20 protein-coding genes are annotated in these 20,852 nt (G+C 72.3%); 4 read left to right on the top strand and 16 right to left on the bottom strand.

Features of this window, described 5'->3' with window-relative positions:
- Positions 1 to 24: 24 nt before the first annotated feature.
- Positions 25 to 1,542, top strand: a complete 1,518-nt coding sequence (locus KBY32_RS18600; protein ID WP_308293751.1) for a hypothetical protein — start codon at positions 25 to 27, stop codon at positions 1,540 to 1,542.
- Between the two features lie 52 nt (positions 1,543 to 1,594).
- Here KBY32_RS18600 and KBY32_RS18605 read toward each other — a convergent pair whose 3' ends face one another.
- Positions 1,595 to 3,862, bottom strand: coding sequence for an MMPL family transporter (locus tag KBY32_RS18605; RefSeq protein WP_210980838.1), 2,268 nt, complete (start codon positions 3,860 to 3,862; stop codon positions 1,595 to 1,597).
- 347 nt (positions 3,863 to 4,209) lie between these two features.
- On the opposite strand from KBY32_RS18605, the gene KBY32_RS18610 reads away from it, so the two are divergent.
- Genes KBY32_RS18610 through KBY32_RS18620 form a run of 3 tightly spaced genes read left to right on the top strand, consistent with a single transcriptional unit; the run spans position 4,210 to position 6,141 of the window.
- Positions 4,210 to 4,758, top strand: a complete 549-nt coding sequence (locus KBY32_RS18610) for a DUF1697 domain-containing protein (RefSeq protein ID WP_055624018.1) — start codon at positions 4,210 to 4,212, stop codon at positions 4,756 to 4,758.
- On the top strand, positions 4,751 to 5,122 hold the full coding sequence (locus tag KBY32_RS18615) for a DUF4440 domain-containing protein (protein ID WP_210980839.1): 372 nt from the start codon (positions 4,751 to 4,753) through the stop codon (positions 5,120 to 5,122). The genes KBY32_RS18610 and KBY32_RS18615 overlap by 8 nt, the downstream gene beginning before the upstream one ends.
- A gap of 2 nt (positions 5,123 to 5,124) precedes the next feature.
- Positions 5,125 to 6,141, top strand: a complete 1,017-nt coding sequence (locus KBY32_RS18620) for a ketopantoate reductase family protein (RefSeq protein ID WP_210981016.1) — start codon at positions 5,125 to 5,127, stop codon at positions 6,139 to 6,141.
- Between the two features lie 6 nt (positions 6,142 to 6,147).
- Here KBY32_RS18620 and KBY32_RS18625 read toward each other — a convergent pair whose 3' ends face one another.
- The 15 genes from KBY32_RS18625 to KBY32_RS18690 form a co-directional block, all read right to left on the bottom strand.
- A complete protein-coding gene (locus KBY32_RS18625; RefSeq protein WP_210980840.1) occupies positions 6,148 to 6,888 on the bottom strand; it encodes a sirohydrochlorin chelatase in 741 nt (246 codons plus the stop codon).
- Positions 6,889 to 6,894: 6 nt separating this feature from the next.
- Positions 6,895 to 7,788, bottom strand: a complete 894-nt coding sequence (locus KBY32_RS18630; protein ID WP_210980841.1) for an ABC transporter permease — start codon at positions 7,786 to 7,788, stop codon at positions 6,895 to 6,897.
- Positions 7,775 to 8,563 (bottom strand): ABC transporter ATP-binding protein, encoded by a 789-nt coding sequence (locus tag KBY32_RS18635; protein ID WP_210980842.1) that lies wholly within the window; start codon positions 8,561 to 8,563, stop codon positions 7,775 to 7,777. Before KBY32_RS18635 ends, KBY32_RS18630 begins: the two co-directional genes overlap by 14 nt.
- Positions 8,564 to 8,647: 84 nt before the next feature.
- Positions 8,648 to 9,760, bottom strand: a complete 1,113-nt coding sequence (locus tag KBY32_RS18640) for an aliphatic sulfonate ABC transporter substrate-binding protein (RefSeq protein ID WP_374224960.1) — start codon at positions 9,758 to 9,760, stop codon at positions 8,648 to 8,650.
- Position 9,761: 1 nt separating this feature from the next.
- Positions 9,762 to 11,096, bottom strand: coding sequence for a sulfate adenylyltransferase subunit 1 (locus KBY32_RS18645; RefSeq protein WP_055624013.1), 1,335 nt, complete (start codon positions 11,094 to 11,096; stop codon positions 9,762 to 9,764).
- Between the two features lie 2 nt (positions 11,097 to 11,098).
- A complete protein-coding gene (gene cysD / locus KBY32_RS18650; RefSeq protein ID WP_055624012.1) occupies positions 11,099 to 12,037 on the bottom strand; it encodes a sulfate adenylyltransferase subunit CysD in 939 nt (312 codons plus the stop codon).
- Complete coding sequence (cysC, locus tag KBY32_RS18655; protein WP_308293752.1) at positions 12,034 to 12,570, bottom strand: adenylyl-sulfate kinase; 537 nt, start codon at positions 12,568 to 12,570, stop codon at positions 12,034 to 12,036. Before cysC ends, cysD begins: the two co-directional genes overlap by 4 nt.
- A 26-nt stretch (positions 12,571 to 12,596) precedes the next feature.
- On the bottom strand, positions 12,597 to 13,304 hold the full coding sequence (locus KBY32_RS18660) for a phosphoadenylyl-sulfate reductase (RefSeq protein WP_055624010.1): 708 nt from the start codon (positions 13,302 to 13,304) through the stop codon (positions 12,597 to 12,599).
- Positions 13,301 to 13,480 carry a hypothetical protein gene (locus KBY32_RS18665; protein WP_055624009.1) on the bottom strand — a complete coding sequence of 60 codons (180 nt, stop codon included), beginning with the start codon at positions 13,478 to 13,480 and terminating at the stop codon, positions 13,301 to 13,303. Before KBY32_RS18665 ends, KBY32_RS18660 begins: the two co-directional genes overlap by 4 nt.
- Positions 13,477 to 15,177, bottom strand: coding sequence for a nitrite/sulfite reductase (locus tag KBY32_RS18670; RefSeq protein WP_055624008.1), 1,701 nt, complete (start codon positions 15,175 to 15,177; stop codon positions 13,477 to 13,479). Before KBY32_RS18670 ends, KBY32_RS18665 begins: the two co-directional genes overlap by 4 nt.
- Positions 15,178 to 15,307: 130 nt before the next feature.
- Entirely contained in the window at positions 15,308 to 15,391 is an 84-nt protein-coding gene (locus tag KBY32_RS35970) for a putative leader peptide (protein ID WP_351391960.1), read from the bottom strand.
- 126 nt (positions 15,392 to 15,517) lie between these two features.
- Positions 15,518 to 16,090 carry a GNAT family N-acetyltransferase gene (locus KBY32_RS18675; protein ID WP_210980844.1) on the bottom strand — a complete coding sequence of 191 codons (573 nt, stop codon included), beginning with the start codon at positions 16,088 to 16,090 and terminating at the stop codon, positions 15,518 to 15,520.
- A gap of 109 nt (positions 16,091 to 16,199) precedes the next feature.
- Positions 16,200 to 17,480, bottom strand: a complete 1,281-nt coding sequence (locus tag KBY32_RS18680) for a hypothetical protein (protein WP_210980845.1) — start codon at positions 17,478 to 17,480, stop codon at positions 16,200 to 16,202.
- A 149-nt stretch (positions 17,481 to 17,629) separates the two neighbouring features.
- On the bottom strand, positions 17,630 to 18,922 hold the full coding sequence (locus KBY32_RS18685; RefSeq protein WP_210980846.1) for a GAF domain-containing protein: 1,293 nt from the start codon (positions 18,920 to 18,922) through the stop codon (positions 17,630 to 17,632).
- Between the two features lie 262 nt (positions 18,923 to 19,184).
- On the bottom strand, positions 19,185 to 20,819 hold the full coding sequence (locus tag KBY32_RS18690; RefSeq protein WP_210980847.1) for an acyl-CoA dehydrogenase family protein: 1,635 nt from the start codon (positions 20,817 to 20,819) through the stop codon (positions 19,185 to 19,187).
- Positions 20,820 to 20,852: the final 33 nt, after the last annotated feature.

Consider the following 20,852-nt stretch of genomic DNA (forward strand, 5'->3'; position numbering starts at 1 on the left):
GGTCCGCCAGGCGTCGATGAGATCGTGACGGACATCGGTGACATGGACCTCGAGGACCTGGTCTCGTCCTGGGAGGAAATCCGGGACGAGTACGACTACTGGGCTCCGGACGGCGAACACGACGGGACGGTCCTCGACTGCGCCGCCCGGCTCGCCGCCGCTCCCGGGGCGGCGGACGCGTACGTGTGGGTGCTCGGCCTGACCTTGCTGGCCCCCTACACGAACCGGTCGGGCGTCGGTTCCCGGGCCGAGGCCGAGGCGGCGCTGCGGGCGGCCGACGCCGCGCAACGCGCCGCGTCCTGCGACCACGACACCCACCCGTACGAGACCCACGCGGGCTACGGCGACGACGAGGAACTCCCCGACCTGCTGCTGCGGATCCCCGACGAGACCGCCGAGTGGTACGAGGACCGCTCCCGCGCGGCCTGGCGCTGCCCGCGCAACGTGGCGGGGTTCGCGCGGATCGCCCTCGACATCCTGCGTCCGGGCGAAGTCGAGGACGTACCGCCCCGGTTGTCCCTGGAGGACCGCGAAGACATCAGGACGCTGCAGGCGTTGCTGGAGCTGTACCCCGAGCCGGGGACGGACGTGGCCGAGGAGATCGCCTCGCAGGGCAGCCGTCTCCACGACGCCGAGCCGGCCGAGCGCCCCGGACGTCTCCACGTCGTGCGGGCCGTGAGCTGGCACGCCGTGTCCGGCATGATCCAGGACAGGTCCGTCCTCCGTGGGCTCATCGGAGCAGTGGAGAAGGTCCTGCCGGACTTCGCCGACGCGACCTGCGACCACGACGGGCACCCGAAGCTCAGCGGTCACAGCACGGACGCCGCCGAACTCGGGATCGTCCTCAGCAGCCCCTCCGGACGCCGCGTGTACGAGCACAAGCGCGACCACTACGGCGGTGGCGCCCCGCTGGATCAGATGGTGTGCCCCGCCTTCATGGCCGAGGTCGCCCGGGAGACGCTGACCGGACTCCGCGCGGGATACGACAAGATCTTCGGGCCCCGCGACACCTCCCACCTCGACGCCGAGTACCTCCGGCCGGACGGTCGGCTCGACATCGAGAAGGTCACCGAGCGGCTCCACAACGTCTCCTGGAACGAGCGGCACGCCGACGAACTGGGTCTGTGGGCGGCGCGCCGCTACGACCGGCTGGAGCGACTCGAAGAGGACGGAGGCCAGATCGACCGGCTCCGGGAGAGGACCGTTCTGCTGCTCACCGCCCGCCAGGCCATGACGATCTCGTACCCCGCCCCGCCCTACGCCGTGGCCCGGGACGTCCTCGCCGCCCTGCGCAGGACCGCCGCCGCACCGCGCCCCGAGCGGTGCGCCCACACCGGCGCCCACCCGTCCCTGGACGCGGGGGAGTTCCGCACGGGCCTGCCGCACTTCTACGCGCCCGAGGAGTTCCCGCCCACGGATGACGGCCACAGCGTGGAGTCGTGGACGTGCGCGCGGTTCGCGGGGCAGGTCGCCGACGCGTGCGTCGCGGCGCTCGAGGGCCTGTACGAGGAGGACGGCGCGCAGGACGAGGCCGAGCAGTAAGGCCCGCCGACTCCCCTGGAGTCGACGGGCCTCACTCGGCGGGCCGGGCGGGTCAGACGGGTACCCGCTCGCCCTCGTCGTCTCGGGCCGCCGTCCGTGTCACGGCCTCCGGTGACTCGTCGTGGGTCAGGTCCGGCAGGCGGTGCAGCCACTTGGGCAGGTACCAGTTGCGCTCGCCCAGCAGTGCCATCACGGCCGGGAGCAGGACGCCCCGGATGATCGTCGCGTCGATCAGCACCGCCGCCGCGAGGCCCACGCCCATCTGCTTCATGGACTGCATCGACAGGGTGCCGAAGATCGCGAAGACGGCGACCATGATGACCGCGGCGCTGGTGACGACGCCGGCCGTGGTGACCACCCCGTGCTGGATCGCGTCCTTCGTGGTCAGGCCGCGCAGCCGAGCTTCACGGATCCGTGAGACCACGAACACGTGGTAGTCCATCGACAGGCCGAACAGGATCACGAAGAGGAACAGCGGCAGCCAGGTGATGATGGCGCCCACACCCTCCGCGCCCACCAGGGACGCGCCCCAGCCGTGCTGGAAGACGGCGACGAGGATGCCGTACGCGGCGCCCACCGACAGCAGGTTGAGCACGATCGAGGTGGCGGCGATCGTCAGGGACCGGAAGGACAGCAGCATCAGCCCGAAGGCGAAGAACACGACGAACGCGAAGACCGGGACGACCGCTCCGGCCAGCTGGTCGTTGAAGTCCTTCGACCCCGCGACCTGACCCGTGATCGGCGCCTCCAGGCCGTCGACCTTGCCGAGCGTGGCCGGGCGGACCTCGTCGCGCAGCTTGTCCAGGCTCTCGCCCGCCTTGTCCAGGTCGGAGCCGCCGACCAGCGGCACGTAGACGAAGGCGACGTTCTGCGCGTCGTGCAGCTTGATGTCGACCGGGCCGCGCGAGGCGCCCGAAGCGACGGCCTGCTCACGGAAGGCGGCGAGCGCGGACTTCACCTCGGGGGCGTTGATGTCGTCCGCCTTGACGACGACCTCGGCCGGCTCGGAGCCGCCCGGGAAGGCGTCGTTGACCCGGTTGTAGGTCTGCACGATCGGCAGCGAGTCCCCGAACTCCTGGTCCAGCGTGAGGTTCTGGGTCTTCATGCCCACCGCCGGGGCCGCGACGGCGAGCAGCGCACCGGCTGCCACCACCACCGAGATGACCGGGCGGGCGAGCACCGCCTTGAGCACGGCCGACCAGAAGCGGCTCTCCCGCTTCACCCCGCCCCGATTGCGGCGCAGCCGGCTCTCCGGGTGCAGGAACGGGATCTTGCCCTTCTCGACCCGCTCGCCCAGCAGCGACAGCAGCGCCGGCAGCACGGTCACCGAGCCGACCATGGCGACCGCCACGACCATCAGCGAGGCCAGGCCCATCGCCTCGAACTCGGCGAGACCGGTGAACAGCATGCCCGCCATCGCCACGCACACCGTGACACCGGAGACGATGATCGCGCGGCCACTGGTGGCGGCGGCGACCCGCAGGGCCGTCTGCGCGTCCCGGCCGGCCTCCCGCTCCTCGCGCTCACGGCGCAGATAGAACAGGCAGTAGTCCACGCCGACGGCCAGACCGACCAGCAGCATCACGGAGTTCGCGGTGTCGGACATCGGCATGACATGGCTGACGAGGCCCATCAGGCCCATCGTCGCCATGATCGCGGTGATGGCGAGCAGCACCGGCAGCAGCGCCGCCACCAGAGCGCCGAAGGCGATGAGCAGAATGCCGAGGGCCACCGGCACCGCGGAGTACTCGGCCTTCTGGAAGTCGTCCCCGAAAGCGTCGTCGAACGTCTTCATCATGCTGGCGCCGCCGATCTCCTCGATCCGCAGCGAGCCGTGGTCCTTCTGGACCTCCTCGACGGCCTTCAGCACGGGCTCGACCCGCTCCCCGGCGGTGTCGGAGTCCCCGCGCATGTCGAACTGCACCAGGGCGCTGCGGCCGTCCTCGGAGATGGTCTTCGTGTCGTACGGCGACGTCACGTCCCGGACCTCGCCGGTGCCCTCCACGGCCTTCACGACCGCGTCGACCGCGTCGCGGAACGCCGGGTCGGTGGCCTTCAGCGAGCCGCCCTTCGCCTGGATCAGGACGGTCTCACCGGCCGGCTCCTCGATGCCGGCGTCCTCGATGATCCGTGCGGCGGTGTGCGTCTCCCCCTTCAGCTGGTCGCTGTCCGTGACGTCGACCCGGCCCGCCGCCGAACCGAGGCCCATCGCCAGGACGACGAACAGCACCCAGATCCCGACGGCGGTCCATCGATGGCGGGCGCTCCAGCCGCCGGCGCGAGCGGCGAGCCCCCGCACTCGCGTCTCCCTGTTCCCCATGAGGGCCTGCCCCCTGTGGTCGCGGCGACGGCCCCACGCCGTCACCTTTCGTCTCTCGACGGTATGAGCCGGGCGGAACGGTCTCGTCGTGCTGCCCGGTGAAGTGCGGCGGGCGGAACTCATCCCCTCGTACGCCGAAGCCTCCGCACCGAGGAGGACAGCGGCCCCTTACATCTATCCCGGGCGGTCGGGGACACCGATCAGGGATCAGCTTCCGGGACGAGTGGGGCGACCGGGACACCGGAGCTTGTGCTTCGTGCTGACCGGTAAGTAACTTACGGTTGCGGTCATCGTGCCCACCCCCACGGGGCACGACGGCCGCGCTCTCGTCGTCCTAGGCTGGCCGGATGACGACGATGTACGCGGCGCTGCTGCGCGGGATCAACGTGGGCGGCAGCCGGAAGGTGCCCATGGCCGAGCTGCGCACCCTTCTGACCGGCCTCGGACTCGACGGCGTGCGCACCCATCTCCAGAGCGGCCAGGCCGTGTTCGCCGCCGGGCGCGGCGACGAGGACTCCCTCGCCGCGGAGATCACGGCGGCGATCGAGGCGCACTTCGGCTTCCCGGTGGACGTCATCGTCCGCGACCACGCCTACCTCGAGGCCGTCGTCGACGACTGCCCGTTCCCCGCGGACACGCTCGAGGGCAGGCAACTCCACGTCACCTACCTCTCCGCGCCCGCGGACCCCGCGCGCTACGCCGGGATCGACCCGGCCGCGTACCTGCCGGAGGAGTTCCGGCTCGGCGACCGGGCGGTGTACCTGTACGCCCCGGACGGACTCGGCCGCTCCAAGCTCGCCGAGGCCCTGTCGCGGCCCCGGCTCACCAAGGGCCTGATCGCCACCAGCCGGAACTGGAACACCGTCGTGAAACTCGTGGAGCTGACCGGTGCCTGACCGCGACCCCGCCGTCCAGGCGGCCATCGAGGGAGAAATGCGTCTGCTGGACCCCGAGGTCCGCCGCTCCCCGGAACTCCTCGGCGCCCTGCTGCACCCGGAGTTCCACGAGTTCGGCTCCTCCGGCAGCCACTGGGACCGGGCCTCGACCCTGGCCCGCCTCCCCCTGGACACCGACCCGCACCGGTACGTCGTCACCTCCCCGATCCACGGCGTCCGGCTCGCGCCCGACGTCGTCCACCTCGTCTTCGACACCGAACGCGAGGGCGTGCGCGCCCACCGCAGCTCCCTGTGGCGGCGGACGGACGCGGGCTGGCAGATGTACTTCCACCAAGGGACGCCGTACGGCGGAGAAGAGGCATGAGCGTGCGCTACGTCATCATCGGGGCCGGAGCCGTCGGAGGAGTCGTCGGCGGACGGCTCGCCGAGGCCGGACACGACGTCGTCCTCGTGGCGCGCGGCGCCCACCACGACGCCCTACGGGACCACGGACTGCGGCTCAGGGTCCCCGAGGGCGAACTGGCCCTGCGGATACCGGTCGTCGACGGCCCGGACGCGCTCGGCGCGCTGCGCCTCGACGACGTCCTCGTCCTCGCCGTCAAAACCCAGGACACCGAGGCGGCGGTGCGCGCCTGGGGCCCCGCGCCGGTCACCGGCGGGGGGACGGCCGCCGAGCGGCTGCCGCTGGTCTGCGCGCAGAACGGCGTCGAGAGCCAGCGCCTCGCCCTGCGGGTGTTCCGGCGCGTGTACGGCGTCTGCGTCTGGCTGCCCTGCACCTACGTCGAACCGGGCGTGGTCTCCGCGGCCGGCACCCCGCTCACCGGCATCCTGCACCTCGGCCGCCATCCGCACGGCACCGACGAGACCGCCCGGCTCATCGCCGCCGACCTGGAGAAGTCCCGTTTCGAGGCGCCGGTCGTGCCCGACGTGGCGCGCTGGCAGTACGCCAAGCTGCTGGCCAACCTCGGCAACGCGGTGGAGGCGCTCACCGGGCCGGTCGCCGGCGAGGAGGCCATGGCCCTGCTGGGGCGGGTCCAGGCGGAGGGCGCGGCCGTCCTGCGCGCCGCCGGGATCGCGTACGCCACCCCCGGGGAACAGCGGGCGGTCCGCGGCGACAAGGTCACCCTCGTCCCGCTGGACGGCGTCCCGAGCGGCGGCGGCTCCTCCTGGCAGTCCCTCGCCCGGGGCACCGGCACCATCGAGTCCGACTACCTCAACGGCGAGATCGCCCTCCTGGGCCGGCTGCACGGCGTGGCGACCCCGCTGAACGAACTCCTCCAGCACCTCGCCGGCACGTTCGCGCGCGAGCGCCGGGAGCCGGGGTCGATGCCCCTGGCGGAGCTGGTGCGACGCGCGGACGAGGCCGTCGCCCGCACCGGCTGAAGGGGCTCAGGCGCCGAGCGCCGTCAGCACCGGCCGGCGGGCCGCCTCGTAGCGGGCCAGCAGGAGCCGCGCCACCTCGGGCGCGGCCCCGAGCACGTCCGCGAGGACGTCCGCCCCGGCCGCGCCCCGCGCGATCCGGTCCGGCAGCCGGCCCGGCGCCAGTACGTACGGCGCCACGGCCACCCGGGCGCAGCCGAGGTCCCGCAGCTCGCGGACGGCGTCCTCGGTGCGGGGAAGGGCAGCGGAGGCGAACGCAGGCCGCACGGCGCACCAACCGGTGTGCCGCCACTCCCGCGCGATTTCTGCGATCACTGCGATCGCCTCCGGGTCGGTGGACCCCGCCGAAGCCAGCACGACCCCGGTCGAGGACTTGTCGGCGGGCGTCAGGCCCGCCTCGTACAGGCGCCGCTCCAGGGCCGCGATCAGCAGCGGCGACGGGCCGAGCACGTCCGCCTGCCGGATCCGCAGCCTGGCCGGCGCCTCCCGCAGCACCGCCGGGATGTCGGCCTTCGCGTGGAAGGCACGGGTCAGCAGCAGCGGCAGCGCCACGACGTCCCGGACGCCCTCGGCGGCCAGCGACTCCAGGACGCCCTGCACGGACGGGACGTTGAAGTCCAGGAAGCCGGTCTCCACCCGCAGCCCCGGGCGCATCGCGCGCACCTGCCGGACGAGGGCGTGCACGGTCGCGGCATGCCGTGGGTCACGGCTGCCGTGGGCGATGACGAGGAGGACCGGCTGGTTGTTCACGGGAGTTCAGCTCCTTGCCAGCAGACCGCGGCCGCGCAGCACCCGGCGCTCCAGCGGGCTGAAGATCAGCAGGTCGATGGCGATGCCGACGACCAGGATGAGCAGGATGGCGAAGAAGACCATGGACATGGAGCTGGTGTTGCGGCCGTTCTCGAGGAGCTGGCCGAGGCCCACGCCCAGGTCGGGGGAGGAGGCGATGATCTCGGCGGCCATCAGCGACCGCCAGGAGAACGCCCAGCCCTGCTTCAGACCGGCGAGATAGCCGGGCAGCGCGGCGGGCATCACGACGTGCCAGGTGCCCTTCAGACCCGTCGCGCCCAGGGTGCGGCCGGCCCGCAGGAACAGCGGCGGCACCTGGTCGACGCCCGACACCAGCCCGTTGGCGATCGACGGCACCGCGCCCAGCAGGATCACCGCGAACATCATCCGGTCGTTCAGGCCCAGCCAGATCACGGCCGGCGGCACCCAGGCCACCGACGGCAGGGACTGCAGCCCGGACAGGATCGGCCCGATCGCGGCCCGTACGAACCGCACCCGCGCGACGATCAGCCCGAGCGGGGTGCCGATCGCGAGCGCCAGCAGGAAGCCGAGCAGACCGCGCGAGACCGACGTCCAGATGTACTGGTGGAGGGTGCCCTCCAGCCACGCCTCGCGCAGCTCGTCCCAGACCGCGGACGGCGGCGGCAGCTTGGTCGGATCGTCGGCGATCCCGGACGACACCAGGAACTGCCAGAGCGCCAGCACCAGCAGGACGGCGACGACCGGCGGCAGGACCTTCTGGGTGAGGGTCTTCCGGAACGGCGTACGGCCGCTGTCCACCGTCTCCAGGGCGTCCAGGCCCGCCTCGAGTCCGGCGAGATCGGCGCCGTCCTTGGCGGCGGTCGTCTCAGTGCTGGCCATGACGGCGGATCTCCCCACGCAGTTCTTCGGTGATCTCCCGGGACAGTTCGGCGACCTCGGCGTCCTCGATCCGGCGGGGCTGCGGGATGCCCACGGTCCACTCCCGGGCGACGCGGCCGGGCCGCGACGACAGCAGGACCACCCGCTGGGCGAGCCGGACGGCCTCGCGGACGTTGTGCGTCACGAACAGGACGGACACGCCGGTCTCCCGCCAGATGCGGGTGAGTTCGTCGTGCAGGACGTCCCGGGTGATGGCGTCCAGCGCGGCGAACGGCTCGTCCATGAGGAGCAGCCGGCTGTCCTGGGCGAGCGCGCGGGCCATGGCGACGCGCTGGCGCATGCCGCCGGACAGCTCGTGCACCCGCTTGCCGTACGCGCCCTTCAGGCGGACCAGTTCGAGCAGTTCCTCGGCGCGCTGGCGCCGCTCGGCCTTCGCCACGCCCCGCAGCTTGAGGGCGAGTTCGATGTTCTTGCCGGCCGTGAGCCAGGGGAACAGGGCGTGTTCCTGGAACATCAGGGCGGGGCGGCCGTCGGTGCTGATGGTGCCCGCGCTGGGCCGGTCGAGGCCGGCGACCAGGTTGAGCAGGGTGGACTTGCCGCAGCCGGAGGCTCCGAGAAGGGTGACGAACTCGCCGGGGGCGACGTCGAGGGTGATGTCGTCGAGGACGAGCTGCTGCCCGGCCGGGCCGGCGAAGGACTTCGAGACATGCTCGATCCGGGCGGCGTGCTCGACGGACGCGTCCGTGCCGGCGGCCGTGGCGAGGGCGGTGGCCATGGTCGTCACCTCCTGGGAACTCGATGGATGGGCTTGCTCGACGGATGGGGCTGTTCGGCGGGTGGGGTGGCTCGGCGGACGGGGTTACCCGGCGCCGAGACCGGCGTCGTGGACCGCGGCCGCGCCCTCGGCCTTGAGGACCCTGTTCAGCGGGCCCAGGTCGTAGATGCCGGTCAGATCGGGGCGCTGGAGCAGGCCCGCCCGGACCGCGTGACCGGCCTGGGTGCGCAGCGTGGACGCCAGCGGGTCGTCGGTGACCGCGAGGGACTTCCACGCCGGGTCGAGGACGTTCGCGGGCAGCGGCTTGCCGGTGTCGGCCTCCAGCTGCGCGTTCGCCGCGGCCTTCGCGCGGTCCTGGTGGGCGGTGATCCACCGGTTCGTCTTCACGGAGGCGCGCAGGACGGCCTCCACGGCCTTCGGGTGCTCCTTGAGGAAGCGCTGCGACACGACGACGTTCGTGATCACGAACTTCTCGCCGGGCCACAGGTCCGACTCGTCCAGCAGCACCTTGCCGCCCTCGGCGACCAGCTTGGAGGCGGTCGGCTCGGGCACCCACGCGCCGTCGATCGACCCGGACCTGTAGGCGTCCGGCGTGATCTTGTTGTCGGTGCGGACGACGGACACATCGCCCTTGCCGCTCTCCGCGTCGACCTTCCAGCCCTGCTCGGAGGCCCAGTTGAGGAACGCCACGTCCTGGGTGTTGCCGAGCTGCGGAGTCGCGATCCGCTTGCCCTTGACGTCCTTCAGCGACTTGACCTTCTCCGGGTCCACGACGAGCTTCACACCGCCCGAGGCCGACCCGGAGACGATCCGCAGATTCTTCCCCTGCGCCTTGATGTAGCCGTTGACGGCGGGGGAGGGGCCGATCCAGCCGATGTCGACGGAACCGGAGTTCAGCGCCTCGATCTCCGACGGACCGGCGTTGAACGTCGCGTACTCCGCCCGTGTGCCGCCCAGCTCCTGCTGGAACAGGCCCTCGTGCCGGCCGACCAGGGCCGTCGCGTGGGTCAGGTTCCCGAAGTAGCCGATGCGCACCGAGTCCAGGCCGTCCACCTTGGGCGCGCCCGCGACGGCCTGCTCGGTGGACTCCTTGGCCTGCGAGCCGTAGCCGCACGCCCCGAGGGCGAGCAGCGGCAGCGCGGCCAGGACGGCGAGCGTCCGGCGCGGGGCGCGGCGGGCGGACACGGAACGTGTCACGTCAGAAATCCCACCCGTCGTCCTCGGGCTCCTCCTTGACCGGCTCCGGGGCCGCGAAGGACTCGCCGACCATGCCCGCGGTCAGCGTGGTGCCGTCGCTCGGGTCGATCAGGATGAACGAGCCCGTACGGCGGGAGTCGGCGTAGGAGTCGACCGGCAGCGGCTCGGCGGTGCGCACCTTGACGCGGCCGATGTCGTTGGCGACGAGCTGCCCGGGGTGCGGGTGCAGGGACAGGTCGGAGAGCGTGAGCCGGGACGGGATGTCCTTCACGATCGCCTTGACGGTGCGGGTGCCGTGCTTGAGCAGCACCCGGTGGCCGACGGTCAGCGGGGCGTCGGCGACATGGCAGACGGTGGCCTCGATGTCCTGCGTGGTCGGGGGCGCGTCCTTGGTCGGCACGATCAGGTCGCCGCGCGAGACGTCGATGTCGTCTTCCAGGAGGACCGTCACCGACTGGGTGGTCCAGGCGACGTCGACGGGCTCGCCCAGCAGGTCGATCCCGGAGATCGTGGACGTACGGCCCGACGGCAGCACGGTCACGGACTCGCCGACCCGGAACGAACCGGCGGCGATCTGGCCCGCGTAGCCCCGGTAGTCGGGGTGCTCCGCGCTCTGCGGCCGGATCACGTACTGCACGGGCAGCCGCGCGTGGCAGTGGCTGAGGTCGTGGCTGACCGGGACCGTCTCCAGGTGCTCCAGGAAGGTCGGGCCGCCGTACCAGTCCATGTGCGCGGACGGGTCCACCACGTTGTCGCCGGCCAGCGCCGAGATCGGGATGGCGGTGATCTCCGGGACGCCCAGCTCCAGCGCGTACGCCGTGAACTCCTCGGCGATCGCGGCGAACACGGACTCCTGGTAGTCCACCAGGTCCATCTTGTTCACGGCGAGCACCACGTGCGGGACGCGCAGCAGGGCGGCGATGGCCGCGTGCCGGCGGGTCTGCTCGACCACGCCGTTGCGGGCGTCGACGAGGATCACCGTCAGCTCGGCGGTCGACGCGCCGGTCACCATGTTGCGGGTGTACTGCACATGGCCCGGGGTGTCGGCCAGGATGAACCGGCGCCGGGGCGTGGCGAAGTAACGGTACGCCACGTCGATCGTGATGCCCTGCTCCCGCTCGGCCCGCAGACCGTCGGTGAGCAGCGCGAGGTCGGGCGCGTCCTGGCCACGGCTCAAGGAGGCGCGCTCCACGGCCTCCAGCTGGTCGGCGAGCACCGACTTGGAGTCGTGCAGCAGCCGCCCGACCAGGGTGGACTTGCCGTCGTCGACGGAGCCCGCGGTGGCGAACCGCAGCAGGGTGGTGGCCGAGAGTTCCTCGGTCGTCGTGGTGCTCATGCTTAGAAGTACCCCTCGCGCTTACGGTCTTCCATCGCGGCCTCGGAGAGCTTGTCGTCGGCGCGGGTGGCGCCCCGCTCGGTGAGCCGGGACGCGGCGATCTCGGTGATGACCTGCTCCAGGCTCACCGCGTCGGAGTCCACGGCACCGGTGCAGGACATGTCGCCGACGGTGCGGTAGCGCACGAGCCGCTTCTCGACGGTCTCGCCGTCCTTCGGGCCGCCCCACTCGCCGGCCGTCAGCCACATCCCGGAGCGCTTGAACACCTCGCGCTCGTGGGCGAAGTAGATCTGCGGCAGCTCGATGCCCTCGCGGGCGATGTACTGCCAGACGTCCAGCTCGGTCCAGTTGGACAGCGGGAAGACACGGACGTGCTCGCCGGGCGCGTGGCGGCCGTTGTACAGGTTCCACAGCTCGGGCCGCTGGCGGCGCGGGTCCCACTGCGAGAACTCGTCGCGGAGGCTGAACACCCGCTCCTTGGCGCGGGCCTTCTCCTCGTCGCGGCGCCCGCCGCCGAACACCGCGTCGAACCGCTCCGCCTGGATCTTCTCCGTCAGCGGCAGCGTCTGCAGCGGGTTGCGGGTGCCGTCCGGGCGCTCCTTGAGCACCCCCCGGTCGATGTAGTCCTGCACCGAGGCGACGTGCAGCCGCAGCTGGTGCTTCTCGACGGTGCGGTCCCGGTACTCGATGACCTCGGGGAAGTTGTGGCCCGTGTCGACGTGCAGCAGGGAGAACGGCACCGGCGCCGGCGCGAACGCCTTCAGCGCCAGATGCAGCATGACGATGGAGTCCTTGCCGCCGGAGAAAAGGATCACCGGCCGCTCGAACTCACCCGCCACCTCACGGAAGATGTGGACGGCCTCCGACTCCAGGGCGTCCAGATGCGACAGGGCGTACGGGCTGCCCGTACCCTCCTGCGGCGTGGCGACGGTCGTCGTCATGCCAGTCCCCTCTCGGTGAGCAGGGCGTACACGGACGCCGCGGACTCCTGCACGGTCTGGTGCTGCGACTCGATCCGCAGATCCGGCGACTCGGGCTCCTCGTACGGGTCGTCGACCCCGGTGAGCCCGGTCAGTTCGCCGGCGGCCTGCTTGGCGTACAGCCCCTTCACATCGCGGACGGAGCACACGTCGACCGGCGTGGCCACGTGCACCTCCAGATACGGAGCCCCGCTCTCCTGGTGGCGCTTGCGGACCGCCTCACGGCTGTCGGCGTAGGGCGCGATCACCGGGACGAGCGTCTTGACGCCGTTGCGGGCGAGCAGTTCGGCGACGAAGCCGATGCGCTGCACGTTGGTGTGCCGGTCCTCGCGGCCGAAGCCGAGGCCCGCCGAGATGAACTCGCGGATCTCGTCGCCGTCGAGGACCTCGACCCGGTGGCCCTCGGCCCGCAGCCGGCCGGCCAGTTCATGGGCGATGGTGGTCTTGCCGGCGCTCGGCAGACCCGTGAGCCAGACGGTGGCTCCGGTCGTCACGTGGTTCTCCTGAGTCGTGGGGGTCGTCATCCGTGCAGTCCGCACTCGGTCTTGGCGCGGCCCGCCCAGCGGCCGGCGCGCGCGTCCTCGCCCGCGAGGACCCGGCGGGTGCACGGGGCGCAGCCGACGGAGGCGTAGCCGTCCGTCAGCAGCGGGTTGGTCAGCACGCCGTGCTCGGCGACGTAGGCGTCCACGTCGTCCTGGGTCCAGCGGGCGATGGGGGAGACCTTGACCTTCCGCCGCTTCTCGTCCCAGCCGACGACCGGGGTGTTCGCCCGGGTCGGGGACTCGTCCCGGCGCAGGCCGGTCGCCCAGGCCGCGTAGCCGGCGAGGCCGCGCTCCAGCGGCTCCACCTTGCGCAGCCTGCAGCACAGGTCGGGGTCGCGGTCGTGCAGCTTCGGGCCGTACTCGGCGTCCTGCTCGGCGACCGTCTGCCGGGGGGTGAGGGTGATGACGTTGACGTCCATCACGGCCTCGACGGCGTCGCGGGTGCCGATGGTCTCCTCGAAGTGGTAGCCGGTGTCCAGGAACACCACGTCGACGCCGGGCATCGCACGGGAGGCGAGATGGGCGACCACCGCGTCCTCCATCGAGGAGGTCACGCAGAACCGCTCACCGAACGTGTCCGCCGCCCACTGGAGGATCTCCAGCGCGGAGGCGTCCTCCAGGTCGCGGCCCGCCTGCTCGGCGAGCGCCCGCAGTTCGTCCGTCGTGCGCTCGTGAGTCGCCGTCATATCTCGTCTCCCCCGGTGTCGTCGTGCCGAAGGCCCCGGGCGAGCAGCCCGAGGAACTTCAGCCGGAAGGCGCGGTTGCACGCGGCGCACTCCCAGGCGCCGTGGCCCTCCTCGCTCGGGCGCAGGTCCTCGTCGCCGCAGTAGGGGCAGTAGAAGGGTGCGGCCCGCTCGCTCATGACAGGGCCTCCTCCGAGGCGCGCGCGGCCCAGGCGGCGAACCGCTCGCCCTCCTCGCGCTCCGCCTGGAACCGTTTGAGGACCCGCTCGATGTAGTCGGGCAGTTCCTCCGAGGTGACCTTGAGACCGCGGACCTTGCGGCCGAACCCGGCCTCCAGGCCGAGCGCACCGCCGAGGTGCACCTGGTAGCCCTCGACCTGCTCGCCCCGGTCGTTCAGGACCAGCTGCCCCTTGAGACCGATGTCCGCCACCTGGATACGGGCGCAGGCGTTCGGGCAGCCGTTGAGGTTGATGGTGAGCGGCTCCTCGAACTCCGGCAGGCGGCGCTCCAGTTCGTCGATCAGCTGCGAGCCGCGCTGCTTGGTCTCGACGATGGCCAGCTTGCAGAACTCGATGCCGGTGCAGGCCATCGTGCCGCGCCGGAAGGTGGACGGCCGCGCGGTCAGATCGAGCGCCTCCAGGCCCTCGACCAGCGAGTCGACCTGGTCCTGCTCGACGTCGAGCACGATCATCTTCTGCTCGACGGTGGTGCGCACCCGGCCCGAGCCATGGGCCTCGGCCAGGTCGGCGATCTTGGTGAGCGTGGCGCCGTCGACGCGTCCGACGCGCGGGGCGAACCCGACGTAGTAGCGGCCGTCCTTCTGGCGGTGGACGCCGATGTGGTCGCGCCACTGCTGCACGGGCTGCTCGGGGGCGGGCCCGTCGACCAGCTTGCGCCCGCCGAGGTACTCGTCCTCCAGCACCTGGCGGAACTTCTCCGCGCCCCAGTCGGCGACGAGGAACTTCAGGCGGGCGCGGTTGCGCAGCCGCCGGTAGCCGTAGTCGCGGAAGATCGAGATGACGCCCTCGTAGACGTCCGGCACCTCGTCGATCGGCACCCAGGCGCCCAGCCGCACACCCAGCTTGGGGTTGGTGGACAGACCGCCGCCGACCCAGATGTCGAAGCCGGGGCCGTGCTCGGGGTGCACTACGCCGACGAACGCGACGTCGTTGATCTCATGCACCACGTCGAGGAGCGGCGATCCCGAGATGGCCGTCTTGAACTTGCGGGGGAGGTTGGAGTAGGCCGGGTTGTTCAGGACCCGGCGCTTCATCTCCTCCAGCGCGGGGGTGGCGTCGATGATCTCGTCCTCGGCGATGCCGGCGACCGGCGAGCCGATCATCACACGCGGGGTGTCGCCGCAGGCCGTGACCGTGGACAGGCCCACGCCCTCCAGCCGCTCCCAGATCGCGGGGACGTCCTCGATGCGGATCCAGTGGTACTGGACGTTCTGCCGGTCGGTGATGTCCGCGGTCCCGCGCGCGTACTCCTGCGAGACCTCGCCGATGACCCGCAGCTGCCGCGTGGTCAGCGCGCCGCCGTCGATGCGGACGCGCAGCATGAAGTAGGAGTCGTCCAGCTCCTCCGGCTCCAGGACGGCCGTCTTGCCGCCGTCGATCCCGGGCTTGCGCTGGGTGTACAGCCCCCACCAGCGCATACGGCCGCGCAGATCGTTCGGGTCGATGGAGTCGAAGCCGCGCTTGGAGTAGATCGTCTCAATGCGTGTCCGCACATTGAGACCGTCGTCGTCCTTCTTGAACTGCTCGTTGCCGTTCAGCGGGGTGAGGTGGCCCACGGCCCACTGACCCTCACCGCGGTGACGGCTCACCTTGCGGCGCGGAGTCGCGGCGGCAGGCTTCTGCGGGGTGGCGGCCATGGTTGATACGTCCTTCGGGACAGGCGGGAATGCGGCTTTGACCTGCGCATACGGGCGCACGGGCAGAGGTGCGCGGCATCGCGCGGGACGGAAGCGTGAAAAAAGAGAGGTGTCGGGCGCTCAGGGGCGGTCAGCGCACCGGACAGATGGCGCTGGACATGCGGCCCAGGTCGACGTGCCGCCGACTCACCAAGGCAATTCCAGTTCCAGGCATGACGGAAGCGTGTCACGGCGATCTGAGACCAGTCCAGCTTCGTCCGAGATGCGGACACCCTTGTCCCGTAGAGTGAGACAAGGGTGTCGTCGGTCACATGGCCCGATCAGGCCGTTTCCGGCCAGGTCAGCCAGGGTACGCGCCGGGCCACGGCCCGGGCGTCGCCACCTCGGCCTCCTCCTCGACCTTCGTGTCGAACAGCGTGAAGCCCCGGCGCTGGTAGTTGGCCATCGCGTGCTCCCCGTCCTTGCTGCACGTGTGCAGCCACACCCGCTTCGTCGGCGGGAGATCCGGCCACCGCTCGGCCAGGTCCCAGGCGCGGGCGGTGGCGTACGACAGCAGATGGCCGCCGATCCGCCGCCCGCGGAAGGCCGGGATCAGGCCGAAGTAGACGATCTCCACGACCCCGCCGTCCTGCGCCTCCAGCTCGACATAGCCCGCCGGAGTCCCGCGGTCGTACGCCACCCAGGTCTCGACACCCGGACGCTCCAGCTGCTCCTGCCACCGCGCGTAGCTCCAGCCGAGCCGGTCCACCCAGCGGATGTCGCCGCCGACGGACGCGTACAGGAAACGGCTGAACTCGGGCGAGGGGACCTCGGCGCGGACGACCCGTACGTCCCCCTCCGGCGCGGGGGCCGGGAGGAGGTCGGTGGGGGCGGTCTGTTCCAGGGACCAGGTGGTCACGGCGATGGTGGGCATGCGGTCAGGCAATCATCCCGACGGCGGATCTGTCGATCGGCCCCCTCGTCTGTGCCGGGGCCGGACGGCTGCCCCTCACTCCAAGACCGCCCCTCAGTCCAGCCGCGTCTCAGTCCAGCGCCGCGTCGATCGACCGCAGCGGCACCGCGAACAGGATCCGGCCCGACTGGGACCAGACCTCGCCGGTCGCCTCCCAGTACGACAGGGAACCCGCGCCCACGCCCCAGCACCTCGGGGCGCCCTCCGTGCCGCACCGCGTCGCCTCGGCGCCGTCGGCGTCCTGGCGCCACAGGCTGCCGTGCCGGTCCGTCCGGGCCGGAGCGCGGCCCACGTACCAGCCGGCGCCCTCCGCGCCGGACGCCCTGCGGGACAGCACGCCCTGGACGCCGGACGCCTCCGTCTCGTACGCCTCGACCGCCCGGGCCGTCCCGGAGGCGTCCGTGGCCAGCAGACCGGTGCGGGCCGGGTCCTTGCTGAACGCGTACCGCCACAGCCGCGCGTGCCCGTCGCTGTCCGCCGCCGTCCGCTCGCTCGCGACCAGACTGTCCGGGGCCGTGCTGCGGTCCAGCGACACCGATCCGAGGCGGGGCGCGTCCCGCCCGGTCAGCCGGTACGAGCCGACCGCCGGCAGCACGAAGTGGTGGCCGTGCGCCGACCAGCCCGAGCCGACCCGGCCCACGGCGGCGCCGTCGACCGTGGTGCGCTGGACGCGGTCCAGGTCGTACACGTACAGCCCGTCGCCCGCGGTGACCAGCAGCTTGTCCTGGTACCAGACCATGCCCGTGAGGCCGGACGTCAGCGCGCGGTAGTCCCGTCCGCCGTCCACCGGGACGACGAGCAGCGCCGAGGCGTACAGCATCTGGTCCATGTCGGTGGCGTCCACGAACGACACCCGCGCCAGCCGGCCGGCGTCCTGGCTCCAGCCGGACAGGATCACCCGGTGGTCGTTCCACCAGCCGTCGTCGTCGGCGTCGCCCGAGGTGGTCACGGCACCGGCCCGCCAGGACCGGGTGTCCTCGGCGTCCCAGCAGTACGCGCGGGTGGCGGCCGGCGCGACCGGCAGTGCCGTGCGCTCCCCGGCCGTACAGCCGTCCGCGGTGCGCAGCGCGTGCTCGGCGCCCTCCAGGACGGCGCTCACGCCGACCGGCTTGCCCATCGAGGAGGAGAGCGTGTCCAGGGTGGCCTCGGGGACCAACTGCTCGCGCAGCCGCAGCGCGTCCGTCCCGGCGGCCCCCGCGAGCGGCTTCAGCGCCCCGGGATCATCCCCCACCGTGGCCTGCGAGGCGCTGATCATCGTGGCGGCGGCGGTGAGCGCCAGGGCCGTTCCGGCGAGGAACGCCCGCAGCGCACGGCCCTGCTTGCGTCGACGGTGTCTGCCGCGGTGCTTCATCAAACCTCCCGAGGCGAGCCAACTGCGGCCATTGGTCAGAGCGTTGACCAAAGGAGCAGGTGGGGCGGCCCGTACCAGGGATGCTACGGCAGGAAGGCACGCGCGCGGACGAAGACCCTGCAAATATGCGCAAGAAGGTTATGGACGGGTCATCCCGGCCGGTGCCCCGCTCCCCGCGCGCGGGCGATCCCGGGCGCCGTGGAGTGCGGCAGCAGCGCACCCGGATCGCCCGGCAGCAGCACCTCCACCTCGGCGTCCTCCCGGAAGCGGTACGGCCGGTGCTCCAGATGCGCCCCGAGATAGCGCCGCACCCGCGACATCTCGGCCCGCACGGTCACCGTGCGCCGGGCGTCCCCGAACATGTCCTCGGCCAGCCCCGCCGCGCTGCGCCCGCCCCGGTCCATCGCCAGCAGGCAGAGCAACTCGGCGTGCCGGGGGCTCAGTTCGTGGGTCCAGGTCCCGGCGCCGCCGGACACCGTCACCGTCCAGCGGCGCGGCTCGCTCAGGTCCAGCGTGATGCGGGTGGCGCCGGGCACCCCGGGGTCGTCACAGGCCCGCAGCAGCCAGCCCCCGGCCAGCGGCTCCATCGTGCACGGCCCGAGCGGCGGCAGCCATCCTCGGCCCGGCGCCGGGGACTTGGGCAGCGCGATCCGGTGGGTGTACGGCATCCCGGTCACCGCCGCGGTCCAGCCGTCCCGGTCCACCACCAGGGCCCGCCCGGTCAGCCGGGCCAGCGCCGGCGCCGCCACCGCCCGCAGCCGCTCCAGCGACGCGGTGTGCAGCTCCCGCAGCCGGGCCTCGGCGAGCTTGGCCACCGAGTCGACCCAGGCGAGCGTCGCCGGATGCATCGTCTCCAGCGGCCCGCTGACGTCGACCACGCCGATCAGCCGGCCGTCCCGCGGATCGGTGATGGGCGCGCCCGTGCACGTCCACGAGGTCTGCGAACGCTGGAAGTGCTCGGCGGCGAAGACCTGCACGGGCCGGCGCACCACCGCCGGGGTGCCGACGCCGTTGGTGCCGACGACGCTCTCCCGCCAGTCCGCGCCGAGTTCGAAGCCGAGCCCGTCGGCCTTGCGCAGCACCGAGGGGCTGCCCTCCCGCCACAGCACCCGGCCCTCGTGGTCGGCGACGACCATGATGTGGTGGGCGACGTCCGCCACCGACAGCAGGCCCTCGCGCAGCACCGGCAGCACATGCCGCAGCGCGGTCTCCTCCCGGCGCCGCTGCACCTCCTCGCGGGACAGCAGGCCCGCGCGGACGTCGTGGTCCGGGTCGACGCCGCTGCGCAGCATCCGCTCCCAGGACTGCTCGATCACCGGGCGCGGCGCGACGGGCGCGGGCCGCCCGGCGAGCGTGGCGGCGCGGACGTCGCTGAGCACGCGCGCGGCGCGTGCCGAGTCCACGGCGGCCAGCTGCGTCACGTCCGTCGGCGAGAGCGCCAAGGGTCCTCCCGGCAGAAGAGGTCTCAACCTGACTGTGCGTCTCATTGTGTGTGTCTCATACTGCCGCCCATCGCACATGGAAGGACACGGTCCGCACACAGACGCCAACAAGTTGCAACCCCTTGCAACCCTGGTGGACGGCTCTGGCCTGATCGAGACTTGAGCGACGCCGTCCCGAGCGGCGTCCGCCGCCTCGAACGGGTCGGCAGCGGGGGTGGTGCCGTGTCGGCGCAGCACCACCCCCGCCTCGCGTCCGCACAGGTCAGAGCGTCGGCCGTGCCCGCTCCACCAAAGACTCCCGGGCCAGGCTGTGCGGCAGCGTCCCGAACGCCGCGCCCGCGTCGCCGCCGAGCCGCGTCGCGCAGAACGCGTCGGCGACGTCCGATGGCGCGAAACGCACCAGCAGCGCCCCCTGGAGCACCAGCGCGAGCCGCTCGGTCACGCGCCGGGCACGCGCCTCGATGCCCTCCAGATCGGCCAGTTCCGTCAACAGCGACCTGATCGCGGCGTCCAGGCGGTGATCGGCGCCCCGGGCCAGGCCGACCTCCCGCAGATACGCGTCCAGCGCCGCCGGCTCGCGCCGCAGCACCCGCAGCACGTCCAGCGCCTGCACATTGCCCGCACCCTCCCAGATCGAGTTCAGCGGCGACTCCCGCACCAGCCGCGGCAGCTGGGACTCCTCGACGTATCCGTTGCCGCCCAGGCACTCCGCCGCCTCCACGGCGACCGGCGCGCACCGCTTGGTCACCCAGTACTTGGCGGCCGGCACCGCGATCCGCAGCAGCGCCCGCTCCTGCTCGCCGTCGTCGTCGCAGGCCGCCGCGAGCCGCAGGGCGAGGGTGGTCGCCGCCTCCGACTCGACGGCCAGGTCGGCCAGGACGTTGCGCATGAGCGGCTGGTCGGTGAGCCTCGCGCCGAACGCCTCCCGGTAGGCGCAGTGGTGGACGGCCTGCGCCACCGCCTGCCGCATCAGCCCGGCCGAGCCCAGCACACAGTCCAGCCGGGTCGCCGCGACCATCCCGATGATGGTCCGCACCCCGCGCCCCTCCTCGCCGACCCGGCGCGCCCACGTCCCGTCGAACTCGACCTCCGCGGACGCGTTGGACCGGTTGCCCAGCTTGTCCTTGAGCCGCTGGAGCAGGAACACGTTGCGGCCGCCGTCCTCCAGCACCCGTGGCACCAGGAAGCACGTCAGCCCTCCGGGGGCCTGCGCCAGCACCAGGAACGCGTCCGACATCGGCGCCGAGCAGAACCACTTGTGCCCGGTCAGCGCGTAGGTGCCGGACTCGGCGAGCGGGACGGCCCGGGTCGTGTTGGCGCGGACGTCGCTGCCGCCCTGCTTCTCCGTCATCCCCATCCCGAACAGCGCGCCGGCCTTGCCGGCCGCGGGCCGCAGCCCACGGTCGTAGACCATGGACGTCAGCAGCGGCTCCCACTCGGCGGCCAGCTCGGGATCGGTGCGCAGCGCGGGGACCGCCGCGTGGGTCATGGACAGCGGACAGCAGTTCCCGGCGTCCACCTGCGTCCACAGGACGAACGCCGCCGCCCGCCGCACCTGCCCGCCGGGCCGGGTCCACGCGGCGGTCAGGCCCGCCGAGACACCCTTGCCGAGCAGCCGGTGCCAGGACGGATGGAAGTCGACCTCGTCGATCCGGTGGCCGTAGCGGTCGTGGGTGCGCAGCCGGGGCGGGTTCTCGTTCGCCTGCACCCCCCACTCCTGCACCTGCGCCGATCCGCACGCCCGTCCCAGCGCCGACAGCTCCCCGTCGGCCTCGTCGCGCAGCTCGGGCGGCAGATGCCGTTCGACGGCCTCCACCAGGGCCCGGTCCGCGGTGTAGGCGTCGTACCCGGTCAGGGGCGGGGGCTGGTTGGTCACGCTGTGAGTGCTGCCTGCCATGCCGGTGAACCTATCCCTCCGCGGCGCCGTGCT

It is taken from the genome of Streptomyces sp. RK62 (assembly GCF_018070255.1).
Taxonomy (GTDB): Bacteria; Actinomycetota; Actinomycetes; order Streptomycetales; family Streptomycetaceae; genus Streptomyces; species Streptomyces nigra.